This is a genomic window from Evansella cellulosilytica DSM 2522, assembly GCF_000177235.2.
Taxonomy (GTDB): domain Bacteria; phylum Bacillota; class Bacilli; order Bacillales; family Salisediminibacteriaceae; genus Evansella; species Evansella cellulosilytica.
The window spans coordinates 343,401-361,303 of record NC_014829.1 but is presented as its reverse complement, the minus strand read 5'-3'; the positions used below and the strand labels follow the sequence as shown (position 1 = coordinate 361,303).

Sequence of the window (17,903 nt, the reverse complement as noted above, 5' to 3'; positions counted from 1 at the left end):
CAACGTCAGGGGAGGCAAACGTTTTATTTACGCATAGATAGTATCACCTTTGGCAGATTATTAGCTATATCTGAAGCTAACACGCTCCAAACATCATGCGTCTTTATTAACATATCTGCTGTTTTCCCATGGATATAAACTGCATTATAAATAGCTGCAGCTATATTTTTGTGTTGAAGAAGAAAGGCTAATATCATTCCGGTCAGAACGTCCCCAGATCCACCTTTTGCAAGCGACTCATTTCCCGTTACATTTATCCACTGTTCTCCTGCAGGAGTCGTAATAATTGTAAAAGGCCCCTTTAGCACGACATACATGTTATATGTCATTGCAAATTGTTTTGAGACGTCAAAGCGATTTGCTTCTACCTCTTGAATAGATAGCTTTGTTAAGCTAGCCATTTCTCCAGGGTGAGGAGTGATAATCGTAGGTGCACTCCTCCGTTCTTTTTTCCAAAGCTGTAATTCTCTTGATAGATGGTATAACCCATCAGCATCAATAACGAGAGGTCCAACATAATTTTTAAAAGCATGGAAGAGTTGATGTTCTTGCTCTCGCCCCATACCTGGTCCTATCGCGACGCCTTGGAAATTCGAATAGTAATCAACATTTTCTAATTGCCCTGATTCAATTTGTCCATTCTTGCTTTTAAAAGGATAAAAGGTTGATTCTGTTAGTTTTTGTGAAACAATTGGCTGAATGCTATCAGGAACAGCTAACGTTACTAACCCTGCTCCGGAGCGAAGACAAGCATAAGTCGTCAACACAGGCGCTCCTGTCATTTGGAGTGCTCCACCAATGATCAATGCTCTTCCCACTGAACCTTTATGGGCGTCTGGCATCCGCTTGGTGAGCGTTTTCTTTACCTGCTCCTCCGTGATTAGTCTTCGTGACACCCCTACATGTTCAAAGGATACTTTTGGAATCCCAATGGATAAAACATGTACCTTCCCATAAAAAGAAGCTGTCGGATACGAGTAAGCACTTAGTTTTGGCGCTTGAAGTGTATACGTTTCGTCAGCCTTTATTCCTATAGGATCACTATCCCCTTCCACTGGCGAGACACCACTCGGTATATCAACTGATATTTTTTTTACCGGCAAATGATTGATAGCTTCAATGATCTCCCGGTAAGGTGACCGAGGTTTCCCTTTTACCCCTGTCCCTAGGAGGGCGTCGATAACAATCGAATAGTTTTTTAGGTTAGATTGAAACAATTCCTCATTCGTTTCAAATGGTTTCCACTCATAACCAAAACGTTCAAAAATTCGTTTATGAACGGATGCTGTGCCACGAATTTTTTGTTCCGGCGGAATTACCCACACGTCCACATTGTAGCCAGCTTCCTTTAGTAGACGACCTATTACAAATCCATCTCCACCATTGTTCCCTGTCCCTACTAGAACAACCAAATTCTCCTTTTTACTAATGAACTTTATCAAATGCTGATAACATGCTTGACCGGCGTTTTCCATTAAAACTTCTTCTTTCAACCCAATTTCTCTCATGGTATGGCGATCTATTTGATGCATTTCAGCACCAGTTACCACGTACATAAACGGTTCCTCCCATCCGCACTAACACTATATGTGGCTGTCCATTACAATATGCAGACTAGCAATGACAAGCTGCTTATTTTTCTTCAACAATCACTTGTGCAGCCGCATAACAACGGGTATGAGTAATGGTTAAATGTATTTTCATATTTGAAATTTTTTCTGTAATAACGATTGGTTTTCCTTTTATGTCATTCATAATACTGACGTCTTGAAACGATAATTGTTTTCCAATTCCTATACCTAACGCTTTGGAAAATGCTTCCTTTGCAGAGAACCTGCCTGCCAAATATTCAATTGCACGTTTTTCAGAAAGCTGATTGAAGCGCTCCAGCTCCACAGGTGTCAACACTCGCCTTGCAAACGCTGGCTTCCGTTGATAAAGCGCATGTATCCTGTCCATCTCTACTAAATCTAAGCCCGTTCCTACAATCATAATATACACTCCGTATTCATCTCATTTTTCTTAGTTTACCACCTTTTTCCTTTAGAAAAAACTTGGGCTTTTACGGGATCATAAACGGGATTATATGAAATCTCGCTACATCAATCGTCAATCGTTAAAATGAAAGAATCTTTTATCTTCTATTTATAATGTAGTAGCTTAAAGCAAGTAATACGAGGCCACTAGGAAAGTGGTTTTGTACTTTTTCAGCAGCCTTATTTACTTTTTTCAGTGCCCTCTTCAACCTTTCATGCGTGTCCTTAGGCAATCTAGGGTCTGTAAAATTTCTATTAATAGGCCTTTAAAATGTTCATATGTTAAAATGAGGGTGGTTAAAAACCTTGTTTTTGAATATAAAAAGGATGAAGGGTAAAACTAGCAATATATGAAATATAAAATGATAAAGGGGAACGTACACATATGTTTATTAGGAATGAAAGCTTTGGTCAGTTTGTAAGGTCATATAAATTGGTGACGGTTCTCATTGCGATTAATCTCGTTATTTACTTTTGGATGTCTATGTACCCGAAACTAGGTGGGCAACTCATCGAGGCCTATGGGGTAGGAAGTAACTACCATATAGCAATGGGAGAATTATGGAGGATCGTTACACCCATTTTTCTACACGGCTCTATTATGCACTTACTATTTAATTGCTTTTCGTTATTTCTATTTGGTCCGGCATTAGAGAAGATGTTAGGGAAAGGAAAGTTGTTAATAGCATACTTCGCTACAGGTATTCTTGCTAATATCGCTACATTTATACTCGCACCTCTATTTTACTTCCACTTAGGTGCATCTGGCGCCATTTACGGTTTATTCGGTATTTACTTATATATGGTACTCGTACGAAAAGATCTAATAGATCCAAGAAACGCACAATTAATCATTACAATCCTTATTATTGGTGTTATTATGACCTTTATTAATCCAGGAATAAATAGATATGCCCACATATTTGGATTGATTTCCGGTGCAGCTCTTGCGCCGATATTACTTCGAAAGATTACTAGTGCTAGTTTATATAGTATGGCAAGTGATCCTAACGAAGTGACGTTTGATCCAAACCGTTGGCAAAAGCATGCAAAAAACAAGCAAAGGCTAAAAATAATTGGTATTGTAGCAGGGGTATTACTGCTCGTCCTATACTTTTTGCAAGCGCGACTTTAATCATACAATTCATAAGGTGAGTACGGAAGGTAAGATGGCAACAAATGAAGGTTGTCCATCTTACCTTCCGTTTATTAGTTTTCGCTTGAAAAGCAGATAGCACGGCATCATCTTACCTTCAATCACCGGTGCCGTGGCCATTGCTTCAAGACGGAACTGAAAAAGGTCGTTATTTAAGGGCAATGAAAAATTGGTGTTCTTTCACTTTTTAAGTGTCCCTAAGCAATGAGCGTAGTCGCGCAACGAACGGAGCCATCGTATCCAACCGCCACCCAGCGGGATCTTCAGTGAATGCTATTACCGCAGGCTTCTCGCACCTTTCGTAAAACTCAACATTAGCCTATAACAGAGCCAAAATATAAAAAGTTCTGTTCACTATTACTAAATTAACCGCTGACAAATGTGAAAAAACCACAAAAGGCACGATCACCTTTTGTGGTTCATTATCTTTATGACATCAATCTTTTTTCACCTGTTATTTCCTGGATTGGTCCGATGTTTTGTGTAAACTCTAGTGTTCCTGCATAGTTTCCGTCCTTGTCCTTAACAGCAAAGTAGCGAATAAGAACATATTTATCTCTAAACTTAATCCAAAAATCTTCAGAGTCTTTTTTGCCAGATTTAAAATCATCGAGCAATTCATTAACAATGTGTGCACTTTGAGGAGGGTGACAATTTTGTACTGTACGGCCAATTACTGATTTTGTTCGATGAAAAATACGCTCTTTTCCATGTGAAAAATAACGAACGAAATCATCTTTATCAATATAAGTGATATCGACCGGTAGATGGTTCATCATGTTTTCAAGCTGGTCTACCGTTAAAATTCCTGTTTCGAGTTTGATATAACCTTCACCAGAGTGAACATTACCATCGACACCTGCACGCTCCGGCTTCCATACTCCTGCAGGCTCAGCGAAAGTGTAGCCAATAATGTCACTTTCGTTTGCTATTTTTATCCATTCATCTTCAGTAAGCGTCTGAAGTGACATAGGAAATAAAATATTTTCTTCCTTATAAATCATTTCTGTTACTTCATATATGATGTAGTTTAAAGATTCTACTATCTCTTTCGTATTAAGATCTCCATTAACTAACTCCATACGTGCTTTTTTAATTGCTGCTCGAATGCGGTCATCGACACCCCACATGACTTTTGTAGGGCCGAAAATTCCGTACTTCTCTAGAAATGGAAATAGTAAATTTTCTTTTCTACTGTAATGCTTATCAATATCCAAAAGCTCAGATAAGTCGTCTATTAATTTCTTTATATTTTCTTCGCTTTGATCTTTTTCGAAGCGCTCCGTATGAAGCTGAAGCTTAAAGTTAACATGCTGGTCAATCGCTCTATTTTCCAGCTTAAATGTGTGAATTGGGTGTCCAGGCTGCTGTTCAGGTTCATTTTGATTATGAATCTCTTCTATTGAACCTTTAAATACTTCTGTATGGACGGAGCAAAGTCGCTGAACCTCCTCAACTGAAATTCCTTCTTCTACCATTAGAGAATGCTCCATATCAGAAATTTCCGCTACAGAAATTGTTCCTACCGCATCATTAAACCGTTGTTTTACTTCTTCAACCGATTTCCCTGCATGTAAATCCTTGATAATTTCCTTTAACATTTCTTGCCGCTTACTTTTATCTAGTTTTTCCTGTTCTCTATTATTAATAATCTCACTCATATGACACCCTCCATTTATTGATAAACTGTAAAACCATGTTTTTCAAATTCTTCTATTACTTTTTCAAGTGGTATTTCTTTCATTCGACAGCCTTTAGGTAATGTCATAACCCTTCCCGCTGTTTGCAACATGCCTGGTTTCGTAATATTGTCAAATCCTATCGACACCATGATCTCTTTTATTTCAGGAAACTGTGTGACTAAATCATAAACCGATTTATTTAAGTTAATTTCTTTTTTCAAAATACTGTCACCTCACAATAGTGATAATCACTCTCAATTAAAAAATAACATACTGCAGGTAAAGTCGTTGTGATACAAATCACCACGTCAATAAGAAAAGACTAAAACCTAGCTTGGTGAAGCTAGGTCTTAGTCTTTTCTTAGAAGCAGTGGAATTTCGCCGTATCTCTTAAAGTACTAGTGAGTGCTCTTCTCGCTAGTACGCACGGCGATAAAATTCCACTGCCAAATTTCTTACATTTAAAAATCATATAAGAACTGTTAGACTAAATCTCGGTCTGCCGCTACTCTGCCTCGCATTCATTTCACAATCTAACCTACACAAAAAAGCCAATAATGAAAGGACACTGAAAAAGTGGCGTTCTTTCACTTTTTCAGTGTCCCTAAGCAATGTGCGTAGCCGTCGCAATCGTTAAAAAGCCTGATAGGAGTGGGTTTCTCCTACCAGGCGAGCGACTGCAATACAAATAAAAGGCACTGAAAAAGTTGTTTTATACTTTTTCAGTGCCTCAATTATGAGGCATTTCCCCCACTATCGGCTGTACTTACTATAACTATTCAACTAATGCAATTAACTCAGGTTTTATATCAAAAGATACAATTCTTCCAATTTCCACATCTTGTTCTACAGGTGCATAAATGAGCATTGGTTCACTCGAAAGCTCTGGTTGGTTATGAAGGCGTACATACAGCTCTTGATATTCACCACCATACGTAACACGTTCTACAACACCACAATACGCTCCTTGTTCTGCTAATTGGCAGCCTTCAGGTCTTATCGATAATTTGACAGTCTCAACATGCTCCTTCCATTGATCAGGAAGACACACCTTTCCAATATGTGTGTGGATATGACGTTGATCATCATCCATCGTACCTGTAAGCAAGTTCGTTTTTCCAACGAATTGCGCGACAAAGCAATTTTTAGGACAACGGTACATTTCCTTAGGAGCTGCAATTTGCTGGATAACGCCATCCTTCATTACAACTACCCTATCTGAAACAGCAAAAGCATCCTTTTGGTCATGAGTAACAATAATAGCCGTCGTGTTTGCTTTTCGCAAAATATTCGTTACATCAAAACGCATTTTTTCACGTAATCCAGCGTCCAAATTACTAAAAGGTTCATCCATTAATACAACATGCGGCTTTGGTGCTAACGCTCTTGCTAAAGCAACTCTTTGCTGTTGCCCACCAGAGAGTTGTGTAGGGTAACGATTTGCAAAGTCTTCTAAGCCAACGAGCTCTAATACTTCTTTTGCCCGTTGCTTTTTCTCTCGTACACTCCATTTATTCAATCCAAACATCACATTCTTTAATATCGTCATGTGTGGAAAAAGTGCATAATCCTGAAAAACCATCCCAATTCCTCTTTTTTCAGGAGGGAGTGCATGAGTCTTATTAAAAATTTGTTTTCCGTCAATTTCAATGGCGCCGTCAGTTGGATGTTCAAAACCAGCAATCATTCTAAGCGTTGTTGTTTTTCCACAACCACTAGGACCAAGTAATGTAATAATTTCTCCTTTATCAATCCCTAAATTTAATGAATGAACTGCCGGGTTCGAAGTCCCTGCAAAATATTTAGTTATATTCTTTAATTCTATAAAACTCATACACTTACCTCCCAGTATGTCATGGTTGGTTTTGCTTTATAAATGAAACTGCTTTATTTATAAACTTTATTTATTAATAACTATTAAAAACAGTTGAGAATGATTTTCATTACTACAGAGATTATAGCATAGCCCATTTTTTTACGTCAATGCCACTTACCGTTTGTTACATTAAATTTCACACTTTTCTGTATATAAAATATGACAATATTATTTAACCCTCCCCGAAACCTTATACAGTTAACAACACACTCATGATGTTAACTGTATATTTTTTACAATTCTTCACTAATTATTCACAAAATGACTCTCATCACACTTCGTTCATCTATTATCATTATTGCGTGGGGGTAATAGAAGGTGTCGGCTCGTTTATTAAAGTAGTTGATTCTTTCTTCATTTTATAATAGGGAGTTATTCGGAGAGAGGGGGCACATAATGAGTAAGCCAAATTTGCAAGAAAAAGATAAACCTGTGTCAGAACAAGAGGAAGGCTCTTTGAAAGGGACATTTACTTTTGTTTTATTTCTAGGATCATTTTTAGTTATCACTTGGTTTATTGTATTTATTTTATTTCTTACTCGAATTTAACTTAACAAGGGGGGAACTTATATGCATTTGCACAAGTATGAAAAAATCTGGCTTATATTCGGAGTCAGTTCACTCATTTTATTTCTAACAATACTAGGGGTATCAGCATTCGCTATGGGGCACCATCCACCAAGTCATATGCATACCGTAGATCCACAAAACTTAAATAATGATCCAATGTTCTCGAATCCAGGATTAGAACAAATTGATGACACCACATATAGAGCTACCATTATCGGCCAAGCCTTTGGGTATTCTCCTTCTGTCATAGAAGTACCTGTTGGCTCAACGGTAGAGTTTCACGTTACTAGTGCCGATGTCGTTCATAGCTTTACAATTCCAGGTACTAATGTGAATTTCATGCTTACACCTGGACATGTGAATATGTCGGTGCATACGTTTCATGAACCTGGTGAATACCTTGTAATATGTAATGAATATTGCGGCACCGGTCACCACCATATGCAAATGAGAATCGAGGTGACACCATAATGGGACAATCAAATGAAGCGCTACAAAACCTACATGATGATTACACCTTGCAAGTCGATCCGAAAATAAAACCACTAAGTATGATTCACGTCTCCATTGCTTTTGTTGCGTTTATCGTTGGTGTTTTTGGTGGACTTTTACAAGGATTAGCTCGAGGTGGCATGATAGAATTACCTAGCTGGTTAGGCTATTATCAAATATTAACGCTCCATGGTGTTTTACTTGCACTCGTATTTACGACCTATATTATCTTCGGTTTCTTTTTTGCTGGTATGAGCAGAACACATGGCGCTTTTTCAGATAGGTTAAGAAAACTAGGATGGGCTGGTTTTATCGTATTAACGCTCGGAACAGTTATTTGTGCTTTCATGATTTTAACGAATCAAGCATCCGTTTTATATACATTTTATACACCACTTCAAGCCCATTGGCTGTTCTACGCTGGCCTCGTACTGTTCGTTGTAGGTACATGGCTTGAAGGAACGGCATTATTAGCTCACTTTTTTAAGTGGAAAAAGGCAAACCCCGGAAAGCCAACACCACTTTTTGGCTATATGACAACAGCTACTATTTTACTCTGGTTTATAGCTTCTATTGGCGTTGCTGTTTCAGTATTATTTCTTATCTTACCTTGGGCAATGGGTATAACAGATGAGATAAACGTTGTGTTAAGTCGAACATTATTTTGGTATTTCGGGCATCCTCTCGTTTATTTCTGGCTAATGCCAGCATATATGGTTTGGTACATATCCATCCCTAAAATAATCGGAGGAAGATTATTTAGCGGCTCGTTAGCAAAGCTTGCCTTTGCATTATTTTTACTATTTTCTATTCCTGTCGGATTCCACCATCAATTAATGGAGGCTGGCATTAGTGAGTTTTGGAAGTATCTCCAAACAGTGTTGACCTTTATAGTGGTTGTTCCATCTTTACTCACAGCTTTCTCAATTTTTGCTACGTTTGAGCAAACTGGTCGGGCAAAAGGTGGAAAAGGGTTATTAAGTTGGATTAAAAAGCTACCTTGGGGGGATGCTCGTTTCTTTGCTCCATTTATGGGGATGATTATTTTTATTCCCGCTGGTGCAGGAGGGTTAATTAACGCGAGCTTTCAGCTAAACGCAGTTGTTCATAACACACTTTGGGTAGTTGGTCACTTCCATTTAACTGTAGGAACAACAGTACTACTAACCTTTTTTGGAATGGCTTATTGGTTAATCCCTGTTTTAACTGGACGCAAATTTGATCGGCACGCAAACCGATGTGGTATTGTGCAAACTTGGTTATGGGCAACTGGGATGTTCTTAATGTCTGGTGCGATGCACTTACTCGGACTATTGGGCGCCCCTAGACGTACCGCCTACACGACTTATATTGACCACCCACAAGCTTTACAGTGGTTTGAAGGAATCTTTACTAGCCATGTAACCGTCGCTATCGGTGGTGTAATATTAACAGCTGCTGGTGTATTAATGTTCTATAACTTTATTTACCTTGGCTTTTTAGCACCTAAAGGACAAACGGAATTTCCTGTTACACCAGATCCGCTCGATACACCAAGTACACCTAGATTTTTAGAAAGTTGGAAGTTGTGGATTGGTATAGCTATTGCACTCATTCTTTTCGCTTACACAATCCCAATTATTCATATGATTATTGATGCACCACCAGGATCACCTGTCTTTAATTATTTGATACAGTAATTTCTTAGAAGCAGTGGAATTTCGCCGTAGCTCTTAAAGTACTAGCGAGTGGTTTTCTCACTAGTACGCACGGCGATAAAATTCCACTGCAAAATTTAAACTTTCTGGTCTTACTAAAAAGGTTCAAGCTATTTCCGCATGTAGTTCCGTTTAGAGGGAGAAAACTAAAAATGATACAGCAAAAACGGGACTTTTTCACTATGTGAAATTGTCTCGTTTTTTATTAAAAATTAACACTATAAAAAATGTCCTTAAACTCCCTCACTTTGATACTACAGGGGGGATGATTTATTTAGGGGAGGTAGTGAGAGTTTGAAATAAGCGGAGTTTTTCCACTTATGCTCCAGAATTGCGTTTGATTAGTGTTAAATAAACGGAGTTTTTCCCTTTAAGCTAAATAAAATGGCTTATTTTCACGACTTTTTAATCAATAGCCGGAATTTCTCCTTCTATTCCAGTGATTTTTGTTGCTATTTTATATATAAGCGGAATTTCTCCACTTATTTACGCAACTCATTTCAGCAATCTAACCTTATCAAATTAATATTTAAAACTGCACTTGCTGTTTTTGGAAAATAGATGTCTTGCGTTAGTTGGAGATAAAAAAAAGAACGATTACTCCAGTCTAGTTGGTTTTTTACATGTATCTTTATTGGTTACTTAGTTTCCACCTAATACAACATCATTTTAGATAGGTAAATAGCAGATACTTTAGCATACAAAATAATTATTGAATAATGAGCATTAGTCTGTTGTTTTTTAGTACGATATTTCGGGGGCCAATCAGAGACTAGATTAAGGGGGAATCTTGTTATATCAATAAAAATTCCTAGTCCAATTAGCTATCTATTTGGACTAGGAATTACGGTTATATTTGTATTTTTCTCCTCACAAACGGAACTACTTACTATTTCCGCTTGAACCCTTTTTTCTATCATCGATTGGTGTTCTTGCCACTAATTTGAAATATATTTTTTTTAATGATCATTAACAAGAGCCACTAAACTAGGATAAAATAAAGTGCAGAATGATTTCAGAGGAAGTTGGTGTTGAGCACATGAATGCAACCCAGTTAACAGTTCTAGTAATCAAATATATAAGAGAGGCAAAGCGCGATTCCTTGCAAACTCTGCTTGAAGAGCTACATCCATACGACTTAGCAGAGTTATATCGTTCTTTACCCGAAAAGCACCATTTTAAATTCCTAACTTTTATGAACTCGAAACAAATTGCTGATTTAATGATGGAACTAGATTCTGACATGCAAATGGAAGTTCTCCAAAAGCTAGGTATTGAAAAATCATCAAAAGTGATGGACATCATGGATAACGATGATTTAGCCGATTTACTTGCTGAGCTTACGGAAGAAAAATTGGATGAATACTTATCAGCCATGCAAAAAGATGAATCAAAGACCGTTCAGCAGTTAATGAGCTACCCACCAGAAACTGCTGGTGGTATTATGACAAATGAATTTGTTTGGATAAGGGATTATTATACTGTAAGAGACGCTGTAGATAAATTTAAAACCTTCGCTGAATTAACAAGAAACATCTATTACTTATATGTTATCGATGAAAATAAAAAGCTTGTTGGCGTAGTATCGTATCGTGATCTTCTCTTAGCAAACATCGATGAAAAAATCGGTGACATCATGTTTAACAGAGTCATTTCTGTGCCTATCGATATGGACCAAGAAGAAGTAGCCCAACTTATACAACGTTATGACTTTCTAGCTGTTCCAGTTGTTGATAACTCAAATGAACTAAAAGGAATCGTAACAGTAGATGATGTTATTGATGTTTTTATTGAAGAGGCAAATGAAGATATTGAAAAGCTCTCTGCTTCTGGGAAATCGATTGACTTTAACACGAAAGCTAGCGTCGCTTCCTTTCGACGCCTTCCATGGCTCATTCTTTTATTATTTATCGGCTTGATCTCTGGTAGCATTTTGGACGGGTTTGAAGCAACATTAGAACAAGTTGTCGCTCTCATCTTCTTTATGCCAATGATCGCTGGCATGACAGGAAATACTGGCACTCAATCATTAGCTGTCGTTGTTCGGGGGCTTGTCACGAACACACTAGAAAAGAGGACTATTCTCAAGCTTATTTGGCGGGAGTTTAAAGTAGGTATTATTATTGGATTAACATGTGGTTTACTCGTACTCGGAGTAGCTGCATTTTGGCAATCTAGCTTACTATTTGGATTTGTTGTTGGTGTATCTCTTTTGGCAACGTTGATTATTGGAACAATGTCAGGAACCATTATCCCCCTTATTTTATATCGAATTGGCATTGATCCAGCCGTTGCATCCGGTCCCCTTATTACAACCTTGAATGATATCTTTTCGTTACTCATCTACTTCGGTATTGCAACGAGCTTAATTCATTATTTAATATAACTATATTGTAAAAGGCATTCTCATTCGACATATGAGAATGCCTTTTCTACAAATACCATTTCCCGGGAAACAAAACTCGACGTTTACTTCCTATAAAGGTCATCTCCGTGCGAATTATCCCATTTTACATACGTAATTAAGGTTGATTGTCCATTCATGTAAAAACATACGTAATAATTGGCAGCATTACCTTCACTATGTATCAATACGACAAAAGGTGACGCAGTAATGAGGCCATCCCAAAAGTAATTAAAGTTTTGGCAATGACACCACTCGACGCGCATTACTTAAAGGGGAACTCAAAAGGTTAAAATTAACCTTTTGAGTTCCCCTACATACATATTAGTCATATTTTATATTCGGTGTTGTTCTCGTCGAAAGCCTTTCTGTCGTTCTATGTTCCTTAATATCCTCTATTGGACCACCCTCTATAGTAAAGTAATCGATAGAGAAATCGTGCATTGTGTGTGCAAGCACTTCTTCGAAAAGGTCAAATTGTTCAAGCGTTAACGCACTATCGTCTGTTAATGTAATAATGGCATAGTTATCTATTCGCTCTACATCATCAAAGAAAACCGTTTCTGGTATTCCAGGTTCGTACCAAGCATTATCAGCTACATTTTTCATGTTTTCAAGCGTAGCTCTTAAAGAGATAAGTTCACCATCTTCGTATATTGGCTCTTCGGCATTTGCGCCTCTCAATAAGTAGCGTTCTCCACCTTCATCGGCGTAAACATAATAACCACGGTTATCTGATAAGAGACTCCATTCCACTTCTCGACCTTCTTGCCCAAAGTCAAATCCTTGATTTCCATTAACTGTAAATTGAACATAATCAAAACCTAACACACTGAAGTATTCTGTCACCACATTACGAAAACTTTCCGATTCCATACTTGATAAACTAGCCATTCGGTTATCTTCATAAAAATCTAGCGCAACAGTATTTTCCTCTTCAATCATCGAGATCGATTGAATTTGCTCGCTGACGCTTTCAATTCCCCAATTAGCATGCGGTGAATGTAGTGCATATTCTATCTTTGCTAGTAAATCCCCTGCACCTAGTTCATCAGTGGCAACCATTTCCCCGATAACAAATCCTATCGGCTGATAAACATTTCCATTGCCTGTCGGGATGGCCACGTCTAGTACGTAGGGGATAGGCACTATACTTTGTTCTGTTTCCGGCATTTCATCCGCTGAACTTTCCGTTCTTTCGCTTATATTATTTGCTTCAGGCTCTTCCATGATAAACATTTCTTCTTCAACACTTTCATCTCCACCAAACAAAGTATCTGGACCACCTGAATCTGCAGCATCATCGTAATCGCCTGCCAAGTCATTTAAAGGCATATCGTTATGAATAAATGACGGTACGATTAGTATAAGAAGAAGTACTGCGGCAAATGAAGCTATGACAGGATAGATCCATGTGCGCTTTTTATTTATTCGAGGTTCTTTTATCTTTTCTGTATGAGCTTCATTCATCTTTTTTTCAATCGCTTGAAATAGCGCTTCTTTTGATTGACTATCCTTTATCTGAGGAAGCTCGCGTAGTTGGTCCTCTAACTCTTCCTCATCCCAACGTTTCTTATTCATTCGCTAGCCTCCTTTACATCAAAATCGTCTTGCATTAACTGCTTTTTTAATGCCTTTATCGCTCTATGTTGAGTCGTTTTCACTTTACTCTCTGTCCAGCCTAATACATCTGCTGTTTCGGAAATACTCAAACTCTGTATATACCTTAAAATAATGACCTGCTGCTGATCCTCAGAGCATAGTTGAAGCTTCTTATATATTTGCTGGAGTTCATCCTTTTGCAAGAGAATTTCTTCAGGGAGTGGTGCATGATCATGTATCTCGTATTCTCTTTCACTCCATTCAAATTGTTGACCGTCTATTTTTCTCTTTTTGCGACTTTGTCCTCTAATCCAATCAATACCAACATGTTTTGCAACAGAATATAGCCAAGTTTTCTCGCTACTTTTACCTTTAAACGATTGATATGAATGGAGGACCTTTATATAGACTTCTTGAACTAATTCTTCAGCAACCTCTCTGTTACGTACCATATAAAATAAATACTGAAAAAGAGTATTGTGATACGTTTCGTATAAACGATCAAATTCCTCCCTCACAATCTTCCCTCCCTCTCAAACTATTTGTCGTCTTTTCCGATAATAAGTTACAAAAAGGTGCCAAACTATTTGCGTTTGCCACCAGTAGCATATCTTTCTATTTCGTCAATGCCCATAACCAAAATAGTCCCGCACCAATAAAACCAATAATTAACAAATAGATTGCTAGTAAATAGTTTTTCTTTCGCATCATATCCATTCCCTTACTATGAAGTACATAATTTATTATAACAAAAAAATGGACAGGTTAACTCAAAAGGTTGTTTTTAAATTAGAAGAAAACCTCTAAACAATGTTCGGATCCGCTGTGTCAAATAAGAAAAAACTAAAAACGAGCCTGAAGCTCGTTTTTAGTTTTTTCTTAGAAGCAGTGGAATTTCGCCGTAGCTCTTAAAGTACTAGTGAGCGCTCTTCTCGCTAGTACGCACGGCGATAAAATTCCACTGCCAAATTTATACTTTCTTTTAAAAAAGACTTAAAACTAGCTTTGCAAAGTTAGTTTTAAGCCTTTTTGGAGCAATTAAGAATTTTTTCCACTACCAAAGTTAATATTCATACTCTAAAAAAAACCACTATAAGAATAATTCAGGTTGCACGACGAATGTAGCCATCGCTTGAACTTAGATTAAGGCACAAAAATTTTCAGTCTGATTTTTTATGCTTTGGGACGATATCATAAATCTCACCTGTTTCAAATAAACTAATGACATTAGTTAGCCAATAATAATATTGTTCGGCTTCTTCTAATTTTTCTAAATCTAATGTCACTTTTTTTCTAATATCCTCACTATCAGTATCTTTAAGAAGTTTTAAATGAAGCTGCTTCGTTTCTTTTATTGCATCTAAATTTAATTCAGTTGCATTTCGCCACCTATTTATAAACACATTGGAGAAAGATTTATACCAATCATCCTCTGCCTTATATAGATCTTTTCTGATCCCTCTCTCCCAAACTCGTTCAACCATATTAGCATCTAGTAAAGAACGAATTCCGGTACTCATACTCGTTTTACTCATTCCCATCGCTTTACTCATTTCATCTAGTGTCATTGGCTCTTCAGCAAAAAAAACAGTGCCGTATAATCGACCAGCAGATGGCGTAATATTATATAAATGAATATTCTTTGCGATTTCAGTAATAAAACGATTGCGTGCTTCTTCAAGAGCATCTATGTCTTTTTGTAACTTTTCCTCGCTACGCATCGTTGGCCTCCTCTAGTTATAAACTAACTATAATAAATAGTAGCAAATCTACCATTCTAATGGAAAGTCACAGTTGCAATACTATTAAGGAGTATTTTAAAGCATTTAACAGTATCCCTCCTGTAATTTATGTACAGTTTTTTCTGAACAAACTTTTTATACATTTCAGAGTAAATATACGGTTTGATCTAATTTTATAAAAAGTTTATAGTTAAAAAGGTCGTTCATACGGAAAAAATCATTAGCTTGCAAGAAAGCTAGATATATAGAATGTAATGATTTTTTTAATTATGCTTTGTTAAGGGTGTGTGTTAGTTTCGACAAAATAATTGCAAGAGGCTAATAGGAGCCGTTAATAAAGAAAAATTGAGGTGCTTTAAGTGGCTAAAATAAAAGTTGATAAATTAACGAAGCTGTTTGGAAAAAAGCAAAAACAAGCTTCAAACATGTTAAAGGAAGGTAAGTCAAAAAATGAGATCCTTCAAGAATGCGGTGTAACCGTCGGGGTTAATCAAGCTTCTTTCGAAGTACAAGACGGTGAAATATTCGTTATTATGGGGCTCTCTGGAAGTGGTAAATCCACACTCGTACGTTTGTTAAATAGACTCATTCAACCTACTAGTGGAAGTGTATGGGTGGACAATGAGGACCTTGCAAACATAAGTGAAGAACAATTAAGAGAAGTTAGACGAAAAAAAATGAGTATGGTGTTTCAAAAGTTCGGATTATTTCCATATAGAACGATTTTACAAAACGTAGAATACGGATTAGAGGTTCAAGGAATTGATAAAGAACAACGTACGAAAACCGCTCTAAGTTCTCTTGAACTAGTTGGACTTAAAGGATATGAAGATCAATATCCTGACCAGCTATCTGGTGGTATGCAGCAGCGTGTAGGACTTGCTCGTGCGCTAGCAAACGATCCTGAAGTTTTATTAATGGATGAAGCCTTTTCTGCACTAGACCCGTTGATTCGTAAAGATATGCAAGATGAATTACTAGACCTGCAAGTTTCTATGAAAAAAACGATCATCTTTATTACGCATGATTTAGATGAAGCGTTACGCATCGGTGATCGAATTGCACTGATGAAAGACGGTTCTATCGTACAAATTGGTACACCAGAAGAAATACTAGTCAATCCAGCAAATGACTACGTTGAAAAATTTGTCGAGGACGTTGACCGTTCAAAAGTACTTACAGCGCAACACATTATGAAGCGTCCAGAAACTGTGAATATCGATAAACATGGTCCGCGTGTTGCACTAGAGAGAATGCGAGAAGAAGGAATATCCAGTATGTTTGTCGTCGATAGCAACCGAAACTTAAAAGGCTATATTACAGCAGATGATGCTTCTGCTGCCAAAAAGAATGGGATTACTAATTTAAGTGAGATTTTGCATAACAATATTCCTAAAGTAGAAAAAGACACACCAATGCACGATATTTTCAATATTATTCATGACTCACCTATCCCAGTAGCAGTCATCGATAACAACAAGCTTGTTGGAATTATTGTACGTGGTGCAGTAATCGCAGCACTAGCTGGAGATGGTGAGGTGAAGTTCAATGTTTGATACAATTCGTGACTATATCAATACAGTTCTCGATTTTATTGTAAGACTTGTTAATTTTGAACTCGTTCCAGCAATTCCTATTGCAGAAGGAACAAAAAATACAATTGATTGGATTACGAGTACATTCTCGTTTATTTTCACACCGATTCGTGTTCATTACAGTACTTTTATGGAGTGGACCGCAGAACTAATTTATAGTGTACCACCTATTATTACGATTTTAGTAGTTGCTGTTATTGCTTATTTCCTTACAGGTAGAAAGTTTGGACTTCCAGCATTTTCTATTGTAGGTCTTTGGCTTATTCATAACCAAGGCTTATGGGAAGAGTTGATGTATACATTCACTTTAGTTTTAAACGCAAGTATTTTATCGGTGATTATCGGTGTTCCAATCGGGATTTTAATGGCTAAAAACAATACGGCTGAAGCAATTATTAAGCCAGTATTAGACTTTATGCAAACTATGCCTGCATTCGTATATTTACTACCTGCTGTTGCTTTCTTTAGTATCGGTATGGTACCTGGTGTCTTTGCATCTCTAGTCTTTGCAACACCACCAACAATTCGCTTTACAAACCTTGGTATTCGCCAAGTTTCAAAAGAACTCGTTGAAGCAGCTGATGCTTTTGGTAGCACAGGTTCTCAAAAACTATTTAAAGTGGAGCTACCAATGGCAAGAGCAACGATTATGGCTGGTATAAACCAAACAGTTATGCTCGCACTTTCCATGGTCGTTATCGCATCGATGATCGGTGCGAAAGGCTTAGGAAGAGAAGTATTATCTGCGCTACAGCGCGCCCAGGTTGGACCTGGTTTCGTAGCAGGGATAGGGATTGTTATTCTTGCCATCATTATTGATAGATTGACGCAAAGCGTGAATACAAAAAAGAATTAATTTTATCCATTCAAAAAGCTCCATTATTGAGCTTTTTGAACAGGCTGAAGATAGTGAGGCTGATGCTGTTTTTAAAGTTTGCTAGGGAGTGGCACTCTCCTAGCAAGCGCGCAGCGAGCGCAGCCATTTCAAATTACTTTTTGAACACGTTCTTTAACTAAGTGGGTTCCTTTTCTTCATGAAAAGTCCAAATAT

15 protein-coding genes are annotated in these 17,903 nt (G+C 37.4%); 7 read left to right on the top strand and 8 right to left on the bottom strand.

Features of this window, described 5'->3' with window-relative positions:
* Nucleotides 1–23: 23 nt before the first annotated feature.
* Both BCELL_RS01785 and acpS read right to left on the bottom strand, forming a co-directional pair.
* Nucleotides 24–1,556 carry a bifunctional ADP-dependent NAD(P)H-hydrate dehydratase/NAD(P)H-hydrate epimerase gene (locus tag BCELL_RS01785; protein WP_013486964.1) on the bottom strand — a complete coding sequence of 511 codons (1,533 nt, stop codon included), beginning with the start codon at nucleotides 1,554–1,556 and terminating at the stop codon, nucleotides 24–26.
* Nucleotides 1,557–1,632: 76 nt separating this feature from the next.
* Nucleotides 1,633–1,992 carry a holo-ACP synthase gene (gene acpS / locus BCELL_RS01780; RefSeq protein WP_013486963.1) on the bottom strand — a complete coding sequence of 120 codons (360 nt, stop codon included), beginning with the start codon at nucleotides 1,990–1,992 and terminating at the stop codon, nucleotides 1,633–1,635.
* 429 nt (nucleotides 1,993–2,421) lie between these two features.
* Between acpS and BCELL_RS01775 the strand changes: the two genes are divergently transcribed.
* On the top strand, nucleotides 2,422–3,171 hold the full coding sequence (locus BCELL_RS01775; RefSeq protein ID WP_013486962.1) for a rhomboid family intramembrane serine protease: 750 nt from the start codon (nucleotides 2,422–2,424) through the stop codon (nucleotides 3,169–3,171).
* Nucleotides 3,172–3,620: 449 nt separating this feature from the next.
* Here the strand turns inward: BCELL_RS01775 and BCELL_RS01770 are convergent, their stop codons facing one another.
* The 3 genes from BCELL_RS01770 to BCELL_RS01760 all read right to left on the bottom strand — a co-directional run bounded on the left by BCELL_RS01770 (nucleotide 3,621) and on the right by BCELL_RS01760 (nucleotide 6,708).
* Nucleotides 3,621–4,853 carry a DUF438 domain-containing protein gene (locus BCELL_RS01770; protein ID WP_013486961.1) on the bottom strand — a complete coding sequence of 411 codons (1,233 nt, stop codon included), beginning with the start codon at nucleotides 4,851–4,853 and terminating at the stop codon, nucleotides 3,621–3,623.
* A gap of 14 nt (nucleotides 4,854–4,867) precedes the next feature.
* Complete coding sequence (locus BCELL_RS01765; RefSeq protein ID WP_013486960.1) at nucleotides 4,868–5,095, bottom strand: DUF1858 domain-containing protein; 228 nt, start codon at nucleotides 5,093–5,095, stop codon at nucleotides 4,868–4,870.
* A 554-nt stretch (nucleotides 5,096–5,649) separates the two neighbouring features.
* Nucleotides 5,650–6,708, bottom strand: coding sequence for an ABC transporter ATP-binding protein (locus tag BCELL_RS01760; RefSeq protein ID WP_013486959.1), 1,059 nt, complete (start codon nucleotides 6,706–6,708; stop codon nucleotides 5,650–5,652).
* Between the two features lie 438 nt (nucleotides 6,709–7,146).
* Between BCELL_RS01760 and BCELL_RS22330 the strand changes: the two genes are divergently transcribed.
* The 4 genes from BCELL_RS22330 to mgtE all read left to right on the top strand — a co-directional run bounded on the left by BCELL_RS22330 (nucleotide 7,147) and on the right by mgtE (nucleotide 11,895).
* Nucleotides 7,147–7,299 carry a hypothetical protein gene (locus BCELL_RS22330; RefSeq protein ID WP_013486958.1) on the top strand — a complete coding sequence of 51 codons (153 nt, stop codon included), beginning with the start codon at nucleotides 7,147–7,149 and terminating at the stop codon, nucleotides 7,297–7,299.
* Between the two features lie 21 nt (nucleotides 7,300–7,320).
* Nucleotides 7,321–7,791, top strand: coding sequence for a cytochrome c oxidase subunit II (locus BCELL_RS01755; protein WP_013486957.1), 471 nt, complete (start codon nucleotides 7,321–7,323; stop codon nucleotides 7,789–7,791).
* Nucleotides 7,791–9,491, top strand: coding sequence for a b(o/a)3-type cytochrome-c oxidase subunit 1 (locus BCELL_RS01750; protein WP_013486956.1), 1,701 nt, complete (start codon nucleotides 7,791–7,793; stop codon nucleotides 9,489–9,491). The genes BCELL_RS01755 and BCELL_RS01750 overlap by 1 nt, the downstream gene beginning before the upstream one ends.
* A gap of 1,027 nt (nucleotides 9,492–10,518) precedes the next feature.
* Nucleotides 10,519–11,895, top strand: a complete 1,377-nt coding sequence (gene mgtE / locus BCELL_RS01745) for a magnesium transporter (protein ID WP_013486955.1) — start codon at nucleotides 10,519–10,521, stop codon at nucleotides 11,893–11,895.
* 342 nt (nucleotides 11,896–12,237) lie between these two features.
* On the opposite strand, the gene BCELL_RS01740 is transcribed toward mgtE, so the two are convergent.
* The 3 genes from BCELL_RS01740 to BCELL_RS01730 all read right to left on the bottom strand — a co-directional run bounded on the left by BCELL_RS01740 (nucleotide 12,238) and on the right by BCELL_RS01730 (nucleotide 15,236).
* Nucleotides 12,238–13,494 carry a hypothetical protein gene (locus BCELL_RS01740; protein WP_013486954.1) on the bottom strand — a complete coding sequence of 419 codons (1,257 nt, stop codon included), beginning with the start codon at nucleotides 13,492–13,494 and terminating at the stop codon, nucleotides 12,238–12,240.
* The gene (gene sigX, locus BCELL_RS01735) at nucleotides 13,491–14,033 is read right to left on the bottom strand and encodes an RNA polymerase sigma factor SigX (RefSeq protein WP_013486953.1); all 543 of its coding nucleotides are present in this window, start codon (nucleotides 14,031–14,033) and stop codon (nucleotides 13,491–13,493) included. The genes BCELL_RS01740 and sigX overlap by 4 nt, the downstream gene beginning before the upstream one ends.
* 642 nt (nucleotides 14,034–14,675) lie before the next feature.
* Nucleotides 14,676–15,236: a GbsR/MarR family transcriptional regulator gene (locus BCELL_RS01730; protein ID WP_013486952.1), complete on the bottom strand. Its 561-nt coding sequence runs from the start codon at nucleotides 15,234–15,236 to the stop codon at nucleotides 14,676–14,678.
* A 380-nt stretch (nucleotides 15,237–15,616) separates the two neighbouring features.
* Between BCELL_RS01730 and BCELL_RS01725 the strand changes: the two genes are divergently transcribed.
* Together BCELL_RS01725 and BCELL_RS01720 are read left to right on the top strand one after the other, a co-directional pair.
* Complete coding sequence (locus BCELL_RS01725) at nucleotides 15,617–16,813, top strand: quaternary amine ABC transporter ATP-binding protein (protein WP_013486951.1); 1,197 nt, start codon at nucleotides 15,617–15,619, stop codon at nucleotides 16,811–16,813.
* Entirely contained in the window at nucleotides 16,806–17,708 is a 903-nt protein-coding gene (locus BCELL_RS01720) for an ABC transporter permease (RefSeq protein WP_013486950.1), read from the top strand. The genes BCELL_RS01725 and BCELL_RS01720 overlap by 8 nt, the downstream gene beginning before the upstream one ends.
* Nucleotides 17,709–17,903: the final 195 nt, after the last annotated feature.

What these genes read in the sequence shown, in the direction of transcription:
- BCELL_RS01785 (WP_013486964.1), bottom strand. Translation starts at nt 1,556, where the DNA reads ATGTACGTGGTAACTGGTGCTGAAATGCATCAAATAGATCGCCATACC.
- acpS (WP_013486963.1), bottom strand. Translation starts at nt 1,992, where the DNA reads ATGATTGTAGGAACGGGCTTAGATTTAGTAGAGATGGACAGGATACAT.
- BCELL_RS01775 (WP_013486962.1), top strand. Translation starts at nt 2,422, where the DNA reads ATGTTTATTAGGAATGAAAGCTTTGGTCAGTTTGTAAGGTCATATAAA.
- BCELL_RS01770 (WP_013486961.1), bottom strand. Translation starts at nt 4,853, where the DNA reads ATGAGTGAGATTATTAATAATAGAGAACAGGAAAAACTAGATAAAAGT.
- BCELL_RS01760 (WP_013486959.1), bottom strand. Translation starts at nt 6,708, where the DNA reads ATGAGTTTTATAGAATTAAAGAATATAACTAAATATTTTGCAGGGACT.
- BCELL_RS22330 (WP_013486958.1), top strand. Translation starts at nt 7,147, where the DNA reads ATGAGTAAGCCAAATTTGCAAGAAAAAGATAAACCTGTGTCAGAACAA.
- BCELL_RS01755 (WP_013486957.1), top strand. Translation starts at nt 7,321, where the DNA reads ATGCATTTGCACAAGTATGAAAAAATCTGGCTTATATTCGGAGTCAGT.
- BCELL_RS01750 (WP_013486956.1), top strand. Translation starts at nt 7,791, where the DNA reads ATGGGACAATCAAATGAAGCGCTACAAAACCTACATGATGATTACACC.
- mgtE (WP_013486955.1), top strand. Translation starts at nt 10,519, where the DNA reads ATGATTTCAGAGGAAGTTGGTGTTGAGCACATGAATGCAACCCAGTTA.
- BCELL_RS01740 (WP_013486954.1), bottom strand. Translation starts at nt 13,494, where the DNA reads ATGAATAAGAAACGTTGGGATGAGGAAGAGTTAGAGGACCAACTACGC.
- BCELL_RS01730 (WP_013486952.1), bottom strand. Translation starts at nt 15,236, where the DNA reads ATGCGTAGCGAGGAAAAGTTACAAAAAGACATAGATGCTCTTGAAGAA.
- BCELL_RS01720 (WP_013486950.1), top strand. Translation starts at nt 16,806, where the DNA reads ATGTTTGATACAATTCGTGACTATATCAATACAGTTCTCGATTTTATT.